Source organism: Kitasatospora sp. MAA4, assembly GCF_029893355.1.
GTDB lineage: Bacteria > Actinomycetota > Actinomycetes > Streptomycetales > Streptomycetaceae > Kitasatospora.
In genome coordinates this window covers 23,383-39,240 of record NZ_JARZAI010000010.1, presented here as the reverse complement: position 1 = coordinate 39,240, position 15,858 = coordinate 23,383, and the positions used below count along the sequence as shown (strand labels likewise).

Genomic DNA, 15,858 nt, shown 5'->3' with positions numbered 1-15,858 from the left:
GAGAGGAGGAAGGTCGGTCTCCTCGCGGGAGTCGCACAGGTGGTGAGAGGCGCAGACAATGGAGGTAGTCCGTCGGCACGACCAGGAGCACCCCCGGGAGAGTCCCGTCATGAGCACTGTTGCCGCCTACGCCGCCCCCGCCGCCAAGGCTCCGCTGGAGCGCACGACCATCGAGCGCCGCACGGTCGGCGAGAGCGATGTGCAGATCGACATCGCGTTCGTGGGCATTTGCCACTCCGACATCCACCAGGTCCGCGAGGGCTGGGGTGAGGCGATCTTCCCCATGGTGCCCGGCCACGAGATCGCGGGCGTCGTCTCCGAGGTCGGGCCGGGCGTGACCGGGTTCAAGCCCGGCGACCGGGTGGGCGTCGGCTGCATGGTCGACTCCTGCCGCGTGTGTGACAACTGCAAGGCGGGTCTGGAGCAGTACTGCGCCGACGGCCCGGTCTGGACGTACAACGCCGTCGGCAGGGACGGCCGGCCCACCTACGGCGGTTACTCGCAGCAGGTCGTCGTCGACGAGAACTACGTCGTCCGCATCCCGGACGGCCTGTCCCTGGACGTGGCCGCTCCGCTGCTGTGCGCGGGCATCACCACCTACTCGCCGCTGCGGCACTGGAACGCCGGTCCCGGTAGCAGGGTCGCGGTCGTCGGGCTCGGCGGCCTGGGCCATCTGGGCGTGAGGATCGCGCACGCGCTCGGCGCCGAGGTCACCGTCCTGTCCCAGTCCCTGCGCAAGAAGGACGACGGCCTGCGGCTGGGCGCCGACCACTACCACGCCACCAGCGACCCGAAGACCTTCGAGGAACTGGCGGGCAGCTTCGGTATCATCCTCAACACCGTCTCCGCCCCGCTCGACTTCGCCGCCTACACCTCGCTGCTGCGCACCGACGGGACCATGGTGAACCTCGGGCTCCCGGAGGAGCCGGTGCAGATCGTGCTCCAGTCGCTGTTCGGCAACCGGCGCAGCATGAGCAGCTCGGGTATCGGCGGCATCGCCGAGACCCAGGAGATGCTGGACTTCTGCGCCGGGCACGGGGTGGCGGCCGAGATCGAGCTGATCGGCGCGGACGAGATCAACGGCGCGTACGAGCGGGTCCTGGCGAGCGACGTCCGCTACCGCTTCGTCATCGACACGGCCACGCTGTGACGCGCAAGGCCGAAGGCGCGGAGCGGGTCATTTGCCGGTTTTGTTTCTGCCTGTTCGGGTGAGGCTGGCGAGGTTGGTGGTGGGTCGTGGGCGGCCGTCGCCTGAGGGTCGAGTGAGTGGAGCCTTACGGGCTTCTCAAGTCCCCACGGACCGCCCCCGACCTCGCCGACCCTGGCCGCGGCGCCGGATCACCGGGCCACAGGACCCGCTAAGGAAGCCCTAAGTCCCAGCTCGCCGCGGGTGGATGACCCGGCCGAGGAGTCGGCTACGGTGTGCGCCATGACGTCCGTCCTCGTCGTCGACGACGACCCCATCATCCGAACGTCCCTGATAGAGATCCTCACCGCGCACGGACTTCTGGTGCGCAGTTCTCCCTACGGGTTCGGTGCCCTGCGGGAGATCACCCAGCGGCCACCGGACGCGGTGGTGCTCGATCTGGGCCTGCCCGACCTGGACGGCGCCGACACCCTGCGGATGATCCGCGGCCTGTCGCAGGTCCCCGTCCTGGTGGCCACCGCCCGCGACGACGACCGGGAGATCATCCGGCTGCTCAACGCGGGCGCCGACGACTATCTGGTCAAGCCGTTCTCCGGTGGTCAGCTGGTTGCCCGGCTCGCGGCCGTGCTGCGCCGCAGTGCGGCCCGCACCGGGGCCCTGGCGGCGGGTGACGTGAGTGCGCCGGGCGGTGGCGACAGCCCGCTGGTCGCCGGCGAGCTGCGGATCGACCCGAGGGCGCGAACCGTTCATCTCGCCGACCGGGAGCTGAGGTTGACCCGCCGCGAGTTCGACCTGCTGGCCTTCCTGGCCCGCAACCGCGGTCGCGTGATCTCCAAGCGCGAGCTCCTCGACGAGGTATGGCGCCGGCCGTACGTGGACGAGCAGACCGTCGACGTGCACCTGTCCTGCCTGCGCCGCAAGCTGGGCGAACGAGCCGCACTGCCCCGCTACCTGCACACCGTCCGCGGTGTCGGAGTGAAACTGGTATCCCCGCTGTGAGAGCCACCCTGGCCACGGTCGCGCTGGTGGCGACCTCGATGGTGGCGGTGTCCTTCCTGGTTCCGCTCGCCCTGCTGCTGCGCACCCAGGTGCACGCCGAGGCGACCGCGGCCGCGCAGCAGCGGGCCGCGGTGGCGGTGGCTGCTCTCGCCCAGTCCAGCCAACCTGCGGATCTGGCACCGGTGGTGGCTCGGTTGGACTCCTCGGACCGGCTCTGTCTGCACCTGCCGGACGGGCAGGTCGTCGGCACCACGCACGCCTCGGCCCAGATGCTGGGCCAGGCCGTTCAGGACCGGGAGTCCGTCAGCCGTGACGTCCCCGGCGGGTGGGAGTACCTGCAACCGGTCTTCCTGAACCCCGACCGGGTCGCCGTCGTCGAGGAGTTCGTCCCGCAGGCAGAGCTCGTCCGGGGGGTGACCCGAGCCTGGGTGGTGATGTCACTTCTGGCGCTGGGCCTGGTGATCGGCTCGGTGCTGGTGGCCGACCGGCTCGGTGCGCGGGCGGTGCGGGCCTCGCGCCGGCTCTCCCAGGCCTCGGCGGCACTGGGGGCCGGCCACCTGGACGTACGGGTGGAGCCGGCCGGGCCCGCGGACCTCTACGAGGCCGGTCTGGCGTTCAACTCCATGGCCGACCATGTGAAACAACTCCTGGCGACCGAACGTGAGTTGGTCGCTGATCTGTCGCACCGGCTGCGGACCCCGCTGACCGCGCTGCACCTCGCGGTCGAGCAGATCGGCCCGGTCCAGGGGGCGGAACGGGCGGCCACGGCGATTCACCATCTCGAGGCCGAACTGGACTCGATCATCCTGGCCGCCCGGACACCCCTGTCCACCCGACCGGTGGACCCGAGCGGCGCGATCGGACGCCGGGACGGCGGCGCCCGCTCCGGGCAGTCCTCCGCCCGGTCGTGCCAGGTGGCCGAACTGGCCAGGCACCGCGTCGGCTTCTGGTCGGTGCTCGCCGAGCAGCAGGGCCGCGCGTGCACCTTCGAGGCGACCGACGAACCGACGCCCGTCCGGCTGCCGGAGGACGACCTGGCCGCGGTCGTCGACGCCCTGGTCGGCAACGTCTTCCGGCACACGCCGCAGGGGACCGGCTTCGCGGTGAGCGTGCAGCGGACGGCGCAGAGCGTCGTCCTGGTGGTCGAGGACGGCGGGAGCGGCATCGAGGACCCGGCCGGCGCGCTCTCGCGCGGGGTCAGCACGGGCGGCTCCACCGGCCTCGGGCTCGACATCGCCCGCAGCGCCGCCGACTTGACCCGCGGTGACGTGCGGATCCGGCGCAGCCCACTGGGCGGAGCGCGGGTGGAGGTGCTCCTCAGCCTGGACTCGGAGCCGCGCCGCGTGCTCGTCCGGCCGTGGGGTCACCGGCGTCGCAGGGCCGGGGAGGCCCGGCGCATCACCCAGGGAGCCTGAGCGGCTCCGACGCAACGTGAGCAGACCCAGCTGCGGCCCTCACGAGGGCGACACCAGCTTCACCCCGACGCCCCGTACGGTGTGCAGGTAGCGGGGCCGGGAGGCCCGTTCGCCCAGCTTGCGGCGCAGACCGGACAGGTGCACGTCGACGGTCTGCTCCTCCACGTACGGCTGGCGCCACACCTCGGCGAGGAGCTGCCGCTTGGAGATGACCCGTCCGGCGTTGCGGGCCAGGAAGGCCAGCAGGTCGAACTCGCGGCGCGTCAGTCCCACTTCCCGGTCGCCGAGATGGACGGTTCGCGCCAGCGGGTCGATCCGCAATTCGCCGGTGACCATGGGCGCATGGCCCGGATCCGGTGCGCCACCAGGCGCGCCGAGGGCGCCGGGCCCGGCGCCGGAAGCGGCGGAGCGGCGCAGCACGGCCGTCAGGCGGGCGATGAGCTGCCCGCCGGAGAAGGGCTTGACCAGGTAGTCGTCGGCGCCCGCGTTGAGGAGTCTGATGATCTCCGCGTCGTCGTCGCGGGCGGTGGCCACCAGGACCGGGACCTGCGACAGGCCGCGGATCATCCGGAGCGCTTCCGCGCCGTCCAGGTCGGGCAGGCCCAGGTCGAGCACGACCGCGTCGGGCAGCCACCGGGTGATCTCGCGCAGCGCCCCGAAGCCGTCAGGAGAACTGCGCACCAGCAGTCCGTGGCCGGTCAGGACCTCGATCAGGGAAGTTCGAATAGCGGGGTCGTCCTCGACGACGAGGACGGACGACATGGCGCACACCGTAGCGGTCTCCAATCGATAGGACCGGCCGACCCGTTCACGGAGCCGGAGTCGCGTGCCGGGCCGCCTGCGCGCTGTACTCCGGTGCCGACGCGGGTCCGGGCGGCGTCGCTGCGGTACCGATGGCCCGTCCGGGCTACGCGCAGGTCCACAGTTGCAGCGGAGCAGTGCTGTTGGTGTACCCGCTGAGTACGTCCAGGCACAGACCGGACGAGGGGTTGAACAGACTTCCGCCCGACTGGGCCGTCCACTGCTGGCTTGCCGATCCGGTGCACGAGCGGACCATCACCCGCGTACCGGGCTGGACGGCGTCCGAGCTGGGGGCCAGGCAGAGTCCGGTGTCCTGGGTGCGCAGTTCCGCATGGGCGGTGGCGACCCACTGCTGGGTGGGACGGCCGTCGCAGGACCGGAGTCCCACGCTGCTGTCAGCGGTGTCGACGTTCAGGCAGCGGCCCGACGCCGGGTCGACCAGCACCGCGGGGACGGGCTGAGCGTCGATGGGCATCGGTGAGGGCCGGCTGCTGACGGGCGGGTTGTGGGTCGACTGCGTGGCCGTGACCGCCGACGGCGTGGCTGCCGGTGCAGTGGCCGACGCCGTGGAGGCGTCCGGCGGGGTGCTCGCGGCGGGGGGCGTCGCCGTCGCAGGCAAGGTGTAGCTCGCGTCGGGGGAGGGGGCATCGGATACGGCGATGGCCGTCCCGCCCGGCTCGGTCGTGGTCGGGGCAGTCAGCGCGACGAGTTGGACCGACACCGCCGCCGCTGCGATCAGTGCCACGGCGGCCATGCCGGCGACCGTCCACGGAAGCCGCCGAGTGCCGTTGCCGGTCAGCGAGATTCGGCGGCGGGTGCTCCCGCCGCGGCTGTCCGCCCTCTGCGCCTCTGCCTCCTCTCCCTCTTCCCCTTCTCGTCCTTCCTCGGTCGGCTCGGTCGGCTCGGTCGGTTCGGCCGAGGGAAAGGCCGTGTCGAACGCGAGAATCGCGGTATCGACCCCGGACGCGGCTGCGCCAGGCGTTCGACGGTCGGCCGCACAGGGCAGGAGGAACGGCTGTTCGCGGGTGGCCATGCCAGTCCAGCCGTCGCTGCGATGATCGCAACGTTGTCCTGCCTCCGCCGCCCGGCCGCAGCGTGGGCAGAATTGCGTACCTGTCATGACACGACTCCCTGTCGTCGGCAATGGAACCTACGGTGTTGATGGGCGACGCTGATGTTTCACCGGCGGGCGCTTTCAGCTCTGCCGCTCTGGTGGGTCGCCTTGCGGCTGTCCGTGGGGCCGGCGGCGGGCAGGACGATCTCGAAGCAGCAACCGCCGCTGACGTTGCGTACGCCGGCTCGCCCGGCATGCGCCTCCACGATCTCCCGCACGATCGCCAGGCCCAGCCCGGCCTGGCCGTCGATGGGCGAAGCGGCTACCGCGCCTGCGGAGTTCACGGCATCGGCGGGGCGGGGCAGGGCCGCGGTTCGGGCGTCGCCGCCCCGCCATCCGGGGTCGAACACCCTCGCCAGTTCGTGTTCTGGTATGCCGCCGCACTCGTCCGTGACGGAGAGCACCACGGTGTGCGCCTCCCGGTGGGCGGCGACCGCCACGACGCCCTCGGCCGGGGTGTGGCGGATGGCGTTGGTCAGCAGGTTGGCCAGCACCCGGGCGATCTCCCGGTCGTCCACGTGGACGGGGGCCGGTTCGACGTGTCCGTCCAGCAGCCGCACGCCGCGCTCGCGGGCCAGCGGAGAGGCGCCGACGATGGCGTCGCCCACCAGGTCGTAGACCGAGACCCGGCACAGGGAGAGGCCCAGCGTGCCGGGCTGCCGGTGGGAGAGCTCGAACAGGTCGTCGACCATGCGGGTGAGGCGCAGTACCTCGGTGCGGATCTGGCCGTAGTAGCGGTGCGGGTCTTCGGCGACACCGTCCTCCAGCGCTTCGGCCATCGCGCGCAGCCCGGCCAGGGGTGCGCGCAGGTCGTGCGACAGCCAGGAGATGAGCTTGCGCCGGGACGATTCCCGCGACGATTCCATGGGTGTCATCAGCGCGCTCCCCGCTCGCCGGGGAAGGAGTGCTGGTTGAGCCGTGACCGGGAGGGCAGGGCCCGGATCAGGAAGGCCAGCAGGCAGGACAGGAAGCCTGCCGCGATGCCGATGGCGACGAGGTCGAGGTGGCGCGGTTCCGGATGGACGGTGAAGATGTGCAGCCAGATCAATCCGAAGGCCACGTACGAGAGTTGGTGGAACCTCAGCCACCGTCTGTACCCGAGTCGCTGTTGCAGCCACACGGAGCATCCGACCGCGACGGCCAGTTCCAGGCCCAGGATGCCGAGACCGACGGGAACGCGTTGCCGGCCGCCGGTGAACGGGATGAGGAGTCTGGCGGTATCGATGTCCCACACGGGCTGGTAGGTGAAGGTCAGGCCGTGAACGGCTCCGAAGATCAACGCCGAGAGGGCGATGGTCATGTGCGCGCCGTACACCGTGCCGCGGTTGACGTTGCGTTGGAAGTAGCGCATCCGCAGCACGATGCCGAGGACGACCGTGGCCACCATCAGCGTGTAGGAGATGATCGCGCTCAGTCGAGCGATCTCGTGGGCGCCCATGTCGTACGGAATCTGCCTGTCGTAGGCGTCGAGGGGCGAGCCCGGTATGGGAGTCGCGGCCACGGCCGGTCGCATCGCGAGCAGGGACAGCACCGCGACGAGAAGAACGACGGCAAGTACCGGGAGGGCGTTGCCGAATCGCGCGCGGAGGCTGCTCGACAGATCGCCCTCGGCGCCGATGGAGGGCAGTGTGTCGGACATCTGGGTCATGGATTTCTGGCTCCGTTTTTCCTGCGGTACGCCGAGGCGGGGAAGGCGAGGCTCAACACGCCCACGGCGGGGTGCCGTTGTGCCGGGAGCGGGATGCGGCCGGCGGGTTGCCCGCCGTTCACGGGTCCGGCGGCAGCCGGGAGCGATGCGAGTGAGGCCGGCGCACCGAGGAGCCGGAGACGCGAGAGCGGCCAGGCGATCGCGACTCCTCGGCCCACCACGTTCGCCAGCGGAATGGTCCCGTGGCCGGGACCGTCCATGTGGAAGCGCGAGTCGGCGGACACGTCGCGGTGGTCGCCCATCACCCACAGTCGGCCGCTGGGGACGGTTACGCTGAAGGGCTGCTGGGACGGCGCGTTGCCGGGCGCGAGATAGGGCTCGTCCACCGCGACGCCGTTGACGGTGAGCCTGCCGCGGCCGTCGCAGCAGGCCACGGTGTCGCCGCCGACCCCGATCACCCGCTTGATCAGATCCTGCTTGCTGTCGGAGGGCAGCAGGCCGACGAAGGAGAAGGCCTCCTTCACCCCGCGTAGTACCGGCCCGTCGGAAGCGTGCTGCGGACCGGTCTCCAGCCAGCCGCCGGGATCCCTGAACACCACCACGTCACCGCGCTGCGGCCGGCTGCCGAGCCATGGACTGAACTTGTCCACCACGACCCGGTCGCCGATGTCGATCGTGTTCTGCATCGAACCGGAGGGAATCACGAAAAGCTGCAGGAGGAAGGTCTTCAGCAGCAGGGCGATCGCCAGCGCCACCACCGTGATCGTCGGGAGTTCGTACATACGGGACCGATTCCTGCGGCGTGAGGCGCGCCGAGCAGTCCTGCGCCTGTCCGCACGACCCCGAACGGCAGGCGCCCCGGACGCCACCGCGTACGTCCCACCGGATGGGGAGTGCTTGGCGCCGAGCCCGCGCCCGCCCCTGGTCTCGGTGACCACCGGTACCTCTCTCTCGCGCGCAGGGCCTGGGCGAGCGCTCCCGGCCGGTCCAGCTGTCAGGACGGGCAGGCGGTCAACTGCCCAGGACCAGCTTCCCGTTGTCGACCTTGACCGGGACCGGGGGCAGGGGGGTGGGGGCCGGTCCGTCGGCGACCGAGCCGTCGGCGATCTTGAAGGTGCTGCCGTGGCAGGGGCACTTGATGAGTCCGCCGGAGACGCTGGAGACGGTGCAGCCCTTGTGCGTGCAGACGGCGCTGAAGGCCTTGTACTGTCCCGCGGTCGCCTGGGTGACGACGACCTTGGCGGCGGGGAAGACCATGCCGCCGCCGACCGGCACGTCCATCGCCTGGCCCAGGACGGTACCGCCGGTGGACATCGACGGATCTGCGGCACCGTCGGACGCGGGGGCACCGGACGCGGGAGCACCGGACGCGCCGGCGCCGGCGGCTCCATCGGATGCGGCGGACCCCGTGGAGCTGGGAGCGGAGCCGTATCCGGATCCCGCCGACGCGGACGACGAACAGCCGCACAGGGCAAGGGCGGCCGCGCCGCCGATCCCGGCGGTTCCGCAGAGCACGGCACGGCGGGTGGGTGCGGTCTGCTGCGCTTGGGCACTCAGGTTCTCGGACATGGAGATCCCTCTCTCGACATCTGGCGACGGGTGCGGACGACGGATGCGCGTCACGCGTTCTGGTTGTCGGGCGGTTGGGGCGCGACGCTGCTGCTCCCAGGAGCCGGGGCCTTGCTGGGGGGCATCGGCGGCGCGGTCAGCATGGTCAGCAGGTAGAGGCCCATGGCGGCGAACATCACCACGGCGATGAAGGGCCAGCGGATGTTCCTTCGTGCCGGCAGGCTGCGCAGGTACGGCAGCCGGTCACCGGACCGCCGGGGTGAGTTCCGTCCGCGACGGGTTGCTCGGCGGCTCATCGGCGCCTCCTCCTGCTGCTCAGGGTCGGGGTCTGCGCGAGCGCGCCGGTGTGGCCGATGCGGTCGCGGTAGTCCAGCAGCTGTCGGGGCATGTCGAAGGCCACCGCGGCCACCAGTTGGGTGCCCCGCGGCGTGTCGCGCCGGTAGGCGGCGACGAAGCTCTCGGAGCGCAGCGAACCCTCGACGATCTCCATCCGCTCTCCCAGCGCGGGCATGCCGACGGCCTGGAGGCGGGTCCCGTGCTGCTCGGACCAGAAGCGCGGGACCGGGGTGAACATCTCGGCCTCCGCGGGTCCGTGGAGCAGGGAGTCGGCGGCGTGCTGGCCCATCTCGACGGCGTGGATCAGGTGTTCCACCCGTCGGGGCGTGGAGTCGAACCGCTCGTTGGGCCAGCGGGCCACGTCGCCCGCGGCCACGACCCCGGGTACCGGACGACCGGTCAGGTCAACGGCATGGCAGGTGGTGTCGCAGAGCACGCCGTCGGTGACGTCCAGTCCGCTGCCTTCCAGCCATTCGGTGCGCGGCACGCTGCCCAGCCCCAGGACGACGAAATCGGCGTCGATCACCTCGCCGTCGTCCAGGCGCAGGCGCAGCCCCGATCCGGTGTCGGTCCACTCGCTGATCTTCGTGCTGAGCCGGACGTCGACTCCGGCCCGGGCCTGGATGCGGCCGACCACTTCACCCAGTTTGCCGCCCAGTACCCTGCGCAGCAGCGGAGCGCTGTGCACCACGAGGGTGACGTCCATGCCCTGGTCGCGTGCGGTGCAGGCGAGTTCGCAGCCGACGAAGCCGCCGCCGAGGATCACCACGTGGTGGGCCTGGGCGGCGTGCATGGCCTGCTGGATCGCGGCCGCGTCCGCCATAGTCCGCACCGTGCGGATCCGGTCGCTGACGACGGGGGACAGCGGCAGCCGCTTGGCGTCGACGCCGGTGGCGATCACCAGGCCGTCGTAGGGGAGCCGTTCACCGCCCCGGAGCCTCAGCGTCCTCTTCTCGGTGTCCAGCCCGATCATGTGGGTGCCGAGCAGCCAGTGGGCATCGAGGGAGTCGTCGGCTCGGAAGGTGAGATCCTCGCTGTCCAACTCACCGGCCAGGAACTGCTTGGACAGCGGCGGCCGGCTGTAGGGCCGGTGCAACTCCTCGCCGACCAGGACCAGTTCGCCGTCGAAGCCGCGCTCGCGCAGTCTGCTCGCGGCGCTGAGCCCGGCCAGACCGCCCCCGGCGACCACGATCCGGCGGTAGTCGTCCCGTCGTACCGCTGTACCGCGCGAGCGGCCCGGGGTGGACGCCGTGCCGCCGCTGATGGCGATGGCCTGCATCGGACAGCAGCGGACCGCCTGCCGCGCCTTGGCCGCGAGGTTCGCCGGCACGTTGCCGGTGTAGTGCAGTGATCCGCCCTCGGAGATGCGGAAGACCTCCGGGGCCTCCTGCTGGCAGATGCCGTAGATGTGGCAGCGGTTGTTGTCCACGCTGACCTTCACCGGCTCGCTCTCGCTGACGAGTTTGGGAAGGAACTCCTCCGGGGCGAACTCCAGCCAGGGCACCAGCTCCAGCCCGGACTCGACCTCCAACTCCGGCTCGAACTCCGGCTCGAACTCCACCCACTGCCCGGGTGCGGGCTCCAGTTGCTCCGGCGTGGGCCGGACGGCCGGCAGCGTCTCACCCTGGAATGCCTGCACCACCGGGACCTGGTGGTACCCCGCCAGGGGCTGGAGCGGCGGCTGCACCGGCGGAACGTAGTACAGGGGCTGCACCGGTGGGACGTAGTACAGGGCCTGCGTGTCGTACGGCATGCCGCCGGTGGGCTGCTGAGGACCGGCCCACCAGGCAGGCTGGGCCGCTGCCGGCTCGTACCCCTGCCACGTCCCGTCGTGTTCCTGCCCGAGCGGGGTCTGCGGTGGCCATGGCCCCTGCGGCCGGGGGCTCTCCCAGAACGGCTGCTGCGGTGCCTGGAAAGCCTGCGGCAGGGGCCGTTGCTCCTCGTGACGCGGTGGTTCGTGCGGCGGCCACCATGCTTCGTTGGACAATGCAGCCGGGATGGTCATACAGGTGGTGTCCAAATCGCTCGGGGGAGGCTCCTGGCAGAGCCTCGACGGAGAGGGACGGCAATGCGGCGGCAATGGATTTCGGGTTCCGCTGCTCTTTGCGCAGAGGCTGGCTCTCCGGGGGAGAGGGAGGACCGGCTGATCCGATCGTAGGGTCGCTTCGACGCGGAAACCCGCGAGTACAACCGCTCCTAATCAACGCATAAGGTTGCGCTGACCTGAGGCCGCCTTCCGGGTCGGGAAGGCCACCGGGCGGCCCCGAAATCGCGGATGAGGGAAACCTTATGCGTGGGTTATCGGCTCTTGTTCCCGGCGATTTCAGCCCCGAGTCGTTCGTACGATCGACGGTGTCGGCCATTCGTTCCGGACCGGGAACGACCTGCCTTCCCCCAGTGCCGACATCGGCCAAAGGATCTCGTATGCCTCGACCGTCAGCAAAACACCATTCCCCAGCCCGACGTGGCCGGGTGACCAGTTGGAGCCTCGCGCTCGGGGGCGTCCTCGCGGTCGGCGCCTCCCTGCTCAGCGTCTCCTTCGCCGACATCGTTCCCACCGCTCCCGGGGGTGCCCTGTCCGATCCGAACTGCACTCTCACCGTGCCGGCCGCCCCGCTCACCGCCCGAGGCTTGGCCACTCCCTACACCCTGACCGCCACCGATCCCGCGAACGGGCCCTGCCACGAGTCGAACGCCGGCCAGGCCGCGTTCGTCCAGGCCACCGTGCTCGACCCGGCCAGCGGCGCGATCGCGGTCTACGACCCCCTGGTCATCGACAAGGGCAGCGAGCCCGCCGCCGGTACGGTGCTCCCCGCGCTGCCGGAGCGGGCGGTCGTCGGCATCTGGGTCAGCTTCAACGGAGCCGCCCTCCGGCTGAACGGTCAGACCGCCGCCGGGAGTTGCGTCGGCCGCTCCGCAGAGCAGCCGTTCAGCCAGTTCGCCTCCTGCAACGGCTCGGCGTTCTTCGCCGCCGCGACCGCCGCGGAGCACGCGGGCAAGCTCACCGTTCCGCCCCTGGGCACCGCCCGTGACGGCCGGCCCTGTCCGACCACCCGCGACATGGGGCTGGTCGACCAGGACCGCGCCGGCAACGTCACCACCGAGTATCTGACCGCCGCACACGGCCGGACCGCGCAGAAGACCGCCGTGAACACCGGGCGGCTGCTCCACGGTGCCGTGATCCATGGCGGGGTCGCGCCGCTCAACGGCAGCGACAACGTGCTGCTGGACACCTTCCAGGACCCGGCGCTGGGCTGCACCCCGTGGATGGCCCCCGACCTCGCCGACCCCGGCAGCAAGGCCACCGCGCTCGCCCTCGACGAACTCCAGGCGGCCAACTTCCAGGCGTCACCGATCGCGTTGGTCCCGATCGGCGGCCCGCCCGGCACCAGGACCGGGCAGCAGGACCCGGGGCAGGCGATGGGCTACCACGCGGACGGAACACTGCCCCGCGACAGCGCCGCCGCGCACCGCGACCTGACGGCGTACTGCACGGACCGCGCCACCTTCGGTGCCCAACGCCTCAACCTGGACCGGCCGTTCACCGCCGGGGCGGCGTCTCCGCAGGCAGGCCGGAGCCTGTTCGACTTCCTGACCCAGCGGCTGGCCGCCTCGCTGGTCGGTCTCGGCTGCCCGCCGACCGGCCCGACCCCCGGTCCGACCGCGAAGCCCACCGTGGACCCCACCGCGGAGCCCACCGCCGTGCCGAGCACGACGGCCACGCCGAGCGGCAGCGCGATGCCGACCAGCACCCCGCGTCCCACCGCGGCACCGACCCCCACCATGGCGCCGACCACGGCACCGAGCCCGGCCACCTCACCGAGCCCGACGATCACGGCCTACGGCAGCCACTGGTAGGCCGGCAGCCGTATCAACCACGGTTCCCCTCAGGTCAGTTCGTCCACCGCAACAGGTCCGGCGCTCCTTGTCCGCCGGCTTCGAGAAGGAGATCACCATGTCCGACAACACGGCCGCCGAAGCGCGGCAGTCCACCCCCTCCCGCCGTGCCATGCTCTGCGGAACCGCCGGTATCGGCGGCGCGGCGGCGCTGGCCCTGTGCGGTTGTTCGTCGTCTGTCGCAGACGGCTCCGCCTCGGACGCCCCCGCCTCGGACGCCCCCACCTCCACGGGCGCTGCCGACTCTCCCTCGCCCGGTAGCGCCGCCGCCAACGGTACGGCCGACCCGTCGATGTCCGGCGGCCCCACCGTGCTCGGCAGGGCGATGGACGTCCCGGTCGGCGGTGGCGTCGTCTTCCCCGCGGCCAAGGTGGTCGTCACCCAGGCGACGGCGGGGCAGTACAAGGCGTTCAGCGCGGTCTGCACGCACAAGGGCTGCACGGTCTCCGGCGTCTCCGGCGGAGTCATCACGTGCCCCTGCCACGGCAGCACCTTCAAGATCGCCGATGGCTCGGTCGCCGGGGGACCGGCCATGTCCGCGCTGCCCGCGGTCGCGGTGAAGGTCGACGGCGGCAACCTGGTACTGGGCGGCTGACGCCGCAGCCCAACGTCTCGCGGCGCGGACGACCGGAGCCCACGTCGATGCCTCCAGCGCGGCGCACGCCGGTCGGGCCGGGTTGGCGAGGTTCCCGCTCAAGGCCACGACCTGGTCGCTGGGGGCCGCCACGGCGGCGACCGCGGTGGACGGCGGCTCGTCCCGCGCCTGGCGCGCGGGGGACGCGGTGACCGCCGCCGTCGACTGAGCGGGCGGCCTGCCGTCGGTTGAGCGGCGCCTTATGTGTCCCTTAGGGGATCACCCGACGGCGGGTTCCGGCCCCGGAAGCCTCCTACGATCGATCACATCGGCGTTCGCTCCCACGTTGAGAGCCCGAACTCCCCCCTGTGGTCTCGAAGCTGACGCCTGCTCGCCCTTGAGCACCCGTCAGCGATCGGCCGTCGCCCTCACAGACGTGTCCCACCGTCATGACACCTTCTTCAGAGGATCTCCCGTGCCCCCTACGTCAGCCAGCCATCGTTCCCGTGCCCGAAGCCGTCGGGTGACCACGTTCAGCCTCGGCCTCGGTGGTGTCATCACCGCGGGCGCCGCCCTGCTGGGCGTGTCCTTCGCCGCCACCACGCCGCCGGCCGCCCCGCCGGCCCAGCCCAACCCGAACTGCACCCTGCGGGTGCCGGCCAACCCGCTCACCGCCCAGGGCCTGGCCACGCCCTACCGGCTGACGGCCACCGATCCGGCCCAGGGCGCCTGCCACGAGTCGAACGCCAACCAATCGGCCTTCGTCCAGGCCACCGTGATCGACCCGGCCACCGGCACCCTCTCGGTCTACAACCCGCTGGTCATCGACAACGGGAGCACCCCGGCGGCCGCCCCCGTCCTGCCGGCCCTGCCGGCCGGCGCCGTGGTCGGCATCTGGTTCGGTTACAACGGCAACACGCTCAGCCTGGCCGGTCAGACCGCCGCCGGAAACTGCGTGGGCGGCATTCAGGGCGGCCAGCCGTTCGGCCAGTTCGCGTACTGCAACGCCCCCGCCTTCTTCACCGCGGCCAACACCGCCGAAGGCGCCGGCAGGCTCGCCGTCCCGCCCCTGGGCACCGCCAAGGACGGCCGACCCTGCCTGACCACCCGCGACTTCGGCCTGGTCGACCAGGACCAGAGCGACAACGTCACCACCGAGTACCTGGTCAGCACCCAGGGCACGATCGCCCAGAAGACCGCGAAGAACGCCGCCGCGCTCGCAGGCGGCGCGATGATGCAGCCTGCCGCGCTGCTCAACGGCAGCGACAACCTGCTGCTCGACAACTTCGAGGATCCGGCCCTGGGTTGCACCCCGTGGCGGGCCCCCGACCTCGCCGACCCCGGCAGCACGGTCACCTCGCTCGCCCTCAACGAACTCCAGGCGGCCAAGCTCCAGGCGAGCCCCGTCGCCCTCGTCCCGCTCAACGACCCGATGGTCACCGAGAACAACCAGCAGAGCCGGAACAAGGCCAACCTCTACCGCGCCGGCGTCGACCAGCCCGCGCTCGGCGCCACCGCCAACGGTGACCCGGCCGCCTACTGCGCCAACCTCGCCACGGTCGGCACCCAGCGCATCGTCCTGGACCGGCCGTTCACCTCCGTGGCCGCGTCCCCGCAGAACGGGCAGACCCTCTTCGACTTCCTGACCCAGCGCCTCGCAGCCTCGCTCACCAACCTCGGCTGCCAGCAGGCCGCCTCGACGCCCACCGCCACGCCGACGGCATCGGCCTCGGCCACCGCCGTCCCGACCGCGACGCCCACACCCACACCCACCGCCATACCCACCGCCATACCCACCGCTATGCCCACCGCGACGTCCAGCGGCAGGCCGACCGCGATGCCCACCTCCAGCGCCGCCCCCACCACCGGCTCCACTCCCAAGCCGTCGGCCGGCCGCTGCACCCCGGCCCAACTGCTCGCCGACCCCGGCTTCGAGGCCGGCACCGCCTCGCCGTGGAAGGCCACCCCGTTCGTGATCGACAACTCCGGCGGGGAGGCTCCCCACTCCGGCACCTGGGACGCGTGGCTGGACGGCTACCTGCTCCCGCAGACCGACAGCGTCTCGCAGCAGGTGACCATCCCGGCAGGCTGCAAGGCGAGCCTGAGCTTCTGGCTGCACGTCAACAGCGCCACTCCGAGCAGCACCGCCGACACCCTGACCGTCGCGGCCGGCTCGACCACCCTGGCGACCTACTCCGACCGGGACTCGGCCGACGGCTACCAGCACAAGACCCTGGACCTCTCGGCCCTCGCCGGCCGGACGGTGAGGCTCACCTTCACCGGTGTCGAGGCCAACGGCTCCTCGCGGGTCAGCTTCGTGCTCGACGACACCGCGCTCAACGTCTCCTGAGCGCGCTG

General features: G+C 71.6%; 14 protein-coding genes and 1 pseudogene. 7 read left to right on the top strand and 8 right to left on the bottom strand.

The features are described from left to right. The first annotated feature begins 109 nt into the window (after nt 1-109). From P3T37_RS15445 to P3T37_RS15435, 3 genes are all read left to right on the top strand, one after another. A complete protein-coding gene (locus tag P3T37_RS15445; RefSeq protein ID WP_280724209.1) occupies nt 110-1,150 on the top strand; it encodes an NAD(P)-dependent alcohol dehydrogenase in 1,041 nt (346 codons plus the stop codon). Nucleotides 1,151-1,429: 279 nt separating this feature from the next. After that, complete coding sequence (locus P3T37_RS15440; RefSeq protein WP_280724208.1) at nt 1,430-2,146, top strand: response regulator transcription factor; 717 nt, start codon at nt 1,430-1,432, stop codon at nt 2,144-2,146. Further along, nucleotides 2,143-3,561, top strand: a complete 1,419-nt coding sequence (locus P3T37_RS15435; protein ID WP_280724207.1) for a HAMP domain-containing sensor histidine kinase — start codon at nt 2,143-2,145, stop codon at nt 3,559-3,561. The genes P3T37_RS15440 and P3T37_RS15435 overlap by 4 nt, the downstream gene beginning before the upstream one ends. A gap of 39 nt (nt 3,562-3,600) precedes the next feature. Here P3T37_RS15435 and P3T37_RS15430 read toward each other — a convergent pair whose 3' ends face one another. The 8 genes and pseudogenes from P3T37_RS15430 to P3T37_RS15395 all read right to left on the bottom strand — a co-directional run bounded on the left by P3T37_RS15430 (nt 3,601) and on the right by P3T37_RS15395 (nt 11,016). Continuing rightward, a complete protein-coding gene (locus tag P3T37_RS15430; RefSeq protein ID WP_280724206.1) occupies nt 3,601-4,323 on the bottom strand; it encodes a response regulator transcription factor in 723 nt (240 codons plus the stop codon). Nucleotides 4,324-4,468: 145 nt separating this feature from the next. Further along, nucleotides 4,469-5,116: a ricin-type beta-trefoil lectin domain protein gene (locus P3T37_RS15425; RefSeq protein ID WP_280724205.1), complete on the bottom strand. Its 648-nt coding sequence runs from the start codon at nt 5,114-5,116 to the stop codon at nt 4,469-4,471. A gap of 425 nt (nt 5,117-5,541) precedes the next feature. Then, nucleotides 5,542-6,327 (bottom strand): annotated as a pseudogene (locus P3T37_RS15420) (HAMP domain-containing sensor histidine kinase); the annotation flags it as partial. 23 nt (nt 6,328-6,350) lie between these two features. Further along, nucleotides 6,351-7,124 (bottom strand): ferric reductase-like transmembrane domain-containing protein, encoded by a 774-nt coding sequence (locus P3T37_RS15415; protein ID WP_280724204.1) that lies wholly within the window; start codon nt 7,122-7,124, stop codon nt 6,351-6,353. Beyond that, the gene (gene lepB / locus P3T37_RS15410; RefSeq protein ID WP_280724203.1) at nt 7,121-7,906 is read right to left on the bottom strand and encodes a signal peptidase I; all 786 of its coding nucleotides are present in this window, start codon (nt 7,904-7,906) and stop codon (nt 7,121-7,123) included. Before lepB ends, P3T37_RS15415 begins: the two co-directional genes overlap by 4 nt. Nucleotides 7,907-8,135: 229 nt before the next feature. Continuing rightward, a complete protein-coding gene (locus P3T37_RS15405) occupies nt 8,136-8,693 on the bottom strand; it encodes a Rieske (2Fe-2S) protein (RefSeq protein WP_280724202.1) in 558 nt (185 codons plus the stop codon). A 50-nt stretch (nt 8,694-8,743) separates the two neighbouring features. Next, entirely contained in the window at nt 8,744-8,989 is a 246-nt protein-coding gene (locus P3T37_RS15400) for a hypothetical protein (protein ID WP_280724201.1), read from the bottom strand. Then, the gene (locus P3T37_RS15395) at nt 8,986-11,016 is read right to left on the bottom strand and encodes an FAD-dependent oxidoreductase (RefSeq protein WP_280724200.1); all 2,031 of its coding nucleotides are present in this window, start codon (nt 11,014-11,016) and stop codon (nt 8,986-8,988) included. Before P3T37_RS15395 ends, P3T37_RS15400 begins: the two co-directional genes overlap by 4 nt. A 485-nt stretch (nt 11,017-11,501) precedes the next feature. Here P3T37_RS15395 and P3T37_RS15390 point away from each other — a divergent pair, with 485 nt between their 5' ends. From P3T37_RS15390 to P3T37_RS15375, 4 genes are all read left to right on the top strand, one after another. Continuing rightward, on the top strand, nt 11,502-12,887 hold the full coding sequence (locus P3T37_RS15390) for a hypothetical protein (protein ID WP_280724199.1): 1,386 nt from the start codon (nt 11,502-11,504) through the stop codon (nt 12,885-12,887). Between the two features lie 97 nt (nt 12,888-12,984). Then, entirely contained in the window at nt 12,985-13,521 is a 537-nt protein-coding gene (locus tag P3T37_RS15385; protein ID WP_280724198.1) for a Rieske (2Fe-2S) protein, read from the top strand. Between the two features lie 82 nt (nt 13,522-13,603). After that, nucleotides 13,604-13,729 (top strand): hypothetical protein, encoded by a 126-nt coding sequence (locus tag P3T37_RS15380; protein ID WP_280724197.1) that lies wholly within the window; start codon nt 13,604-13,606, stop codon nt 13,727-13,729. 294 nt (nt 13,730-14,023) lie between these two features. Then, nucleotides 14,024-15,850 (top strand): hypothetical protein, encoded by a 1,827-nt coding sequence (locus P3T37_RS15375; RefSeq protein WP_280724196.1) that lies wholly within the window; start codon nt 14,024-14,026, stop codon nt 15,848-15,850. Nucleotides 15,851-15,858: the final 8 nt, after the last annotated feature.

Coding starts and splice junctions, on each gene's coding strand:
- P3T37_RS15445 (WP_280724209.1), top strand. CDS start 110: ATGAGCACTGTTGCCGCCTACGCCGCCCCCGCCGCCAAGGCTCCGCTG.
- lepB (WP_280724203.1), bottom strand. CDS start 7,906: ATGTACGAACTCCCGACGATCACGGTGGTGGCGCTGGCGATCGCCCTG.
- P3T37_RS15400 (WP_280724201.1), bottom strand. CDS start 8,989: ATGAGCCGCCGAGCAACCCGTCGCGGACGGAACTCACCCCGGCGGTCC.
- P3T37_RS15385 (WP_280724198.1), top strand. CDS start 12,985: ATGTCCGACAACACGGCCGCCGAAGCGCGGCAGTCCACCCCCTCCCGC.
- P3T37_RS15415 (WP_280724204.1), bottom strand. CDS start 7,124: ATGACCCAGATGTCCGACACACTGCCCTCCATCGGCGCCGAGGGCGAT.
- P3T37_RS15440 (WP_280724208.1), top strand. CDS start 1,430: ATGACGTCCGTCCTCGTCGTCGACGACGACCCCATCATCCGAACGTCC.
- P3T37_RS15430 (WP_280724206.1), bottom strand. CDS start 4,323: ATGTCGTCCGTCCTCGTCGTCGAGGACGACCCCGCTATTCGAACTTCC.
- P3T37_RS15425 (WP_280724205.1), bottom strand. CDS start 5,116: ATGGCCGCCGTGGCACTGATCGCAGCGGCGGCGGTGTCGGTCCAACTC.
- P3T37_RS15405 (WP_280724202.1), bottom strand. CDS start 8,693: ATGTCCGAGAACCTGAGTGCCCAAGCGCAGCAGACCGCACCCACCCGC.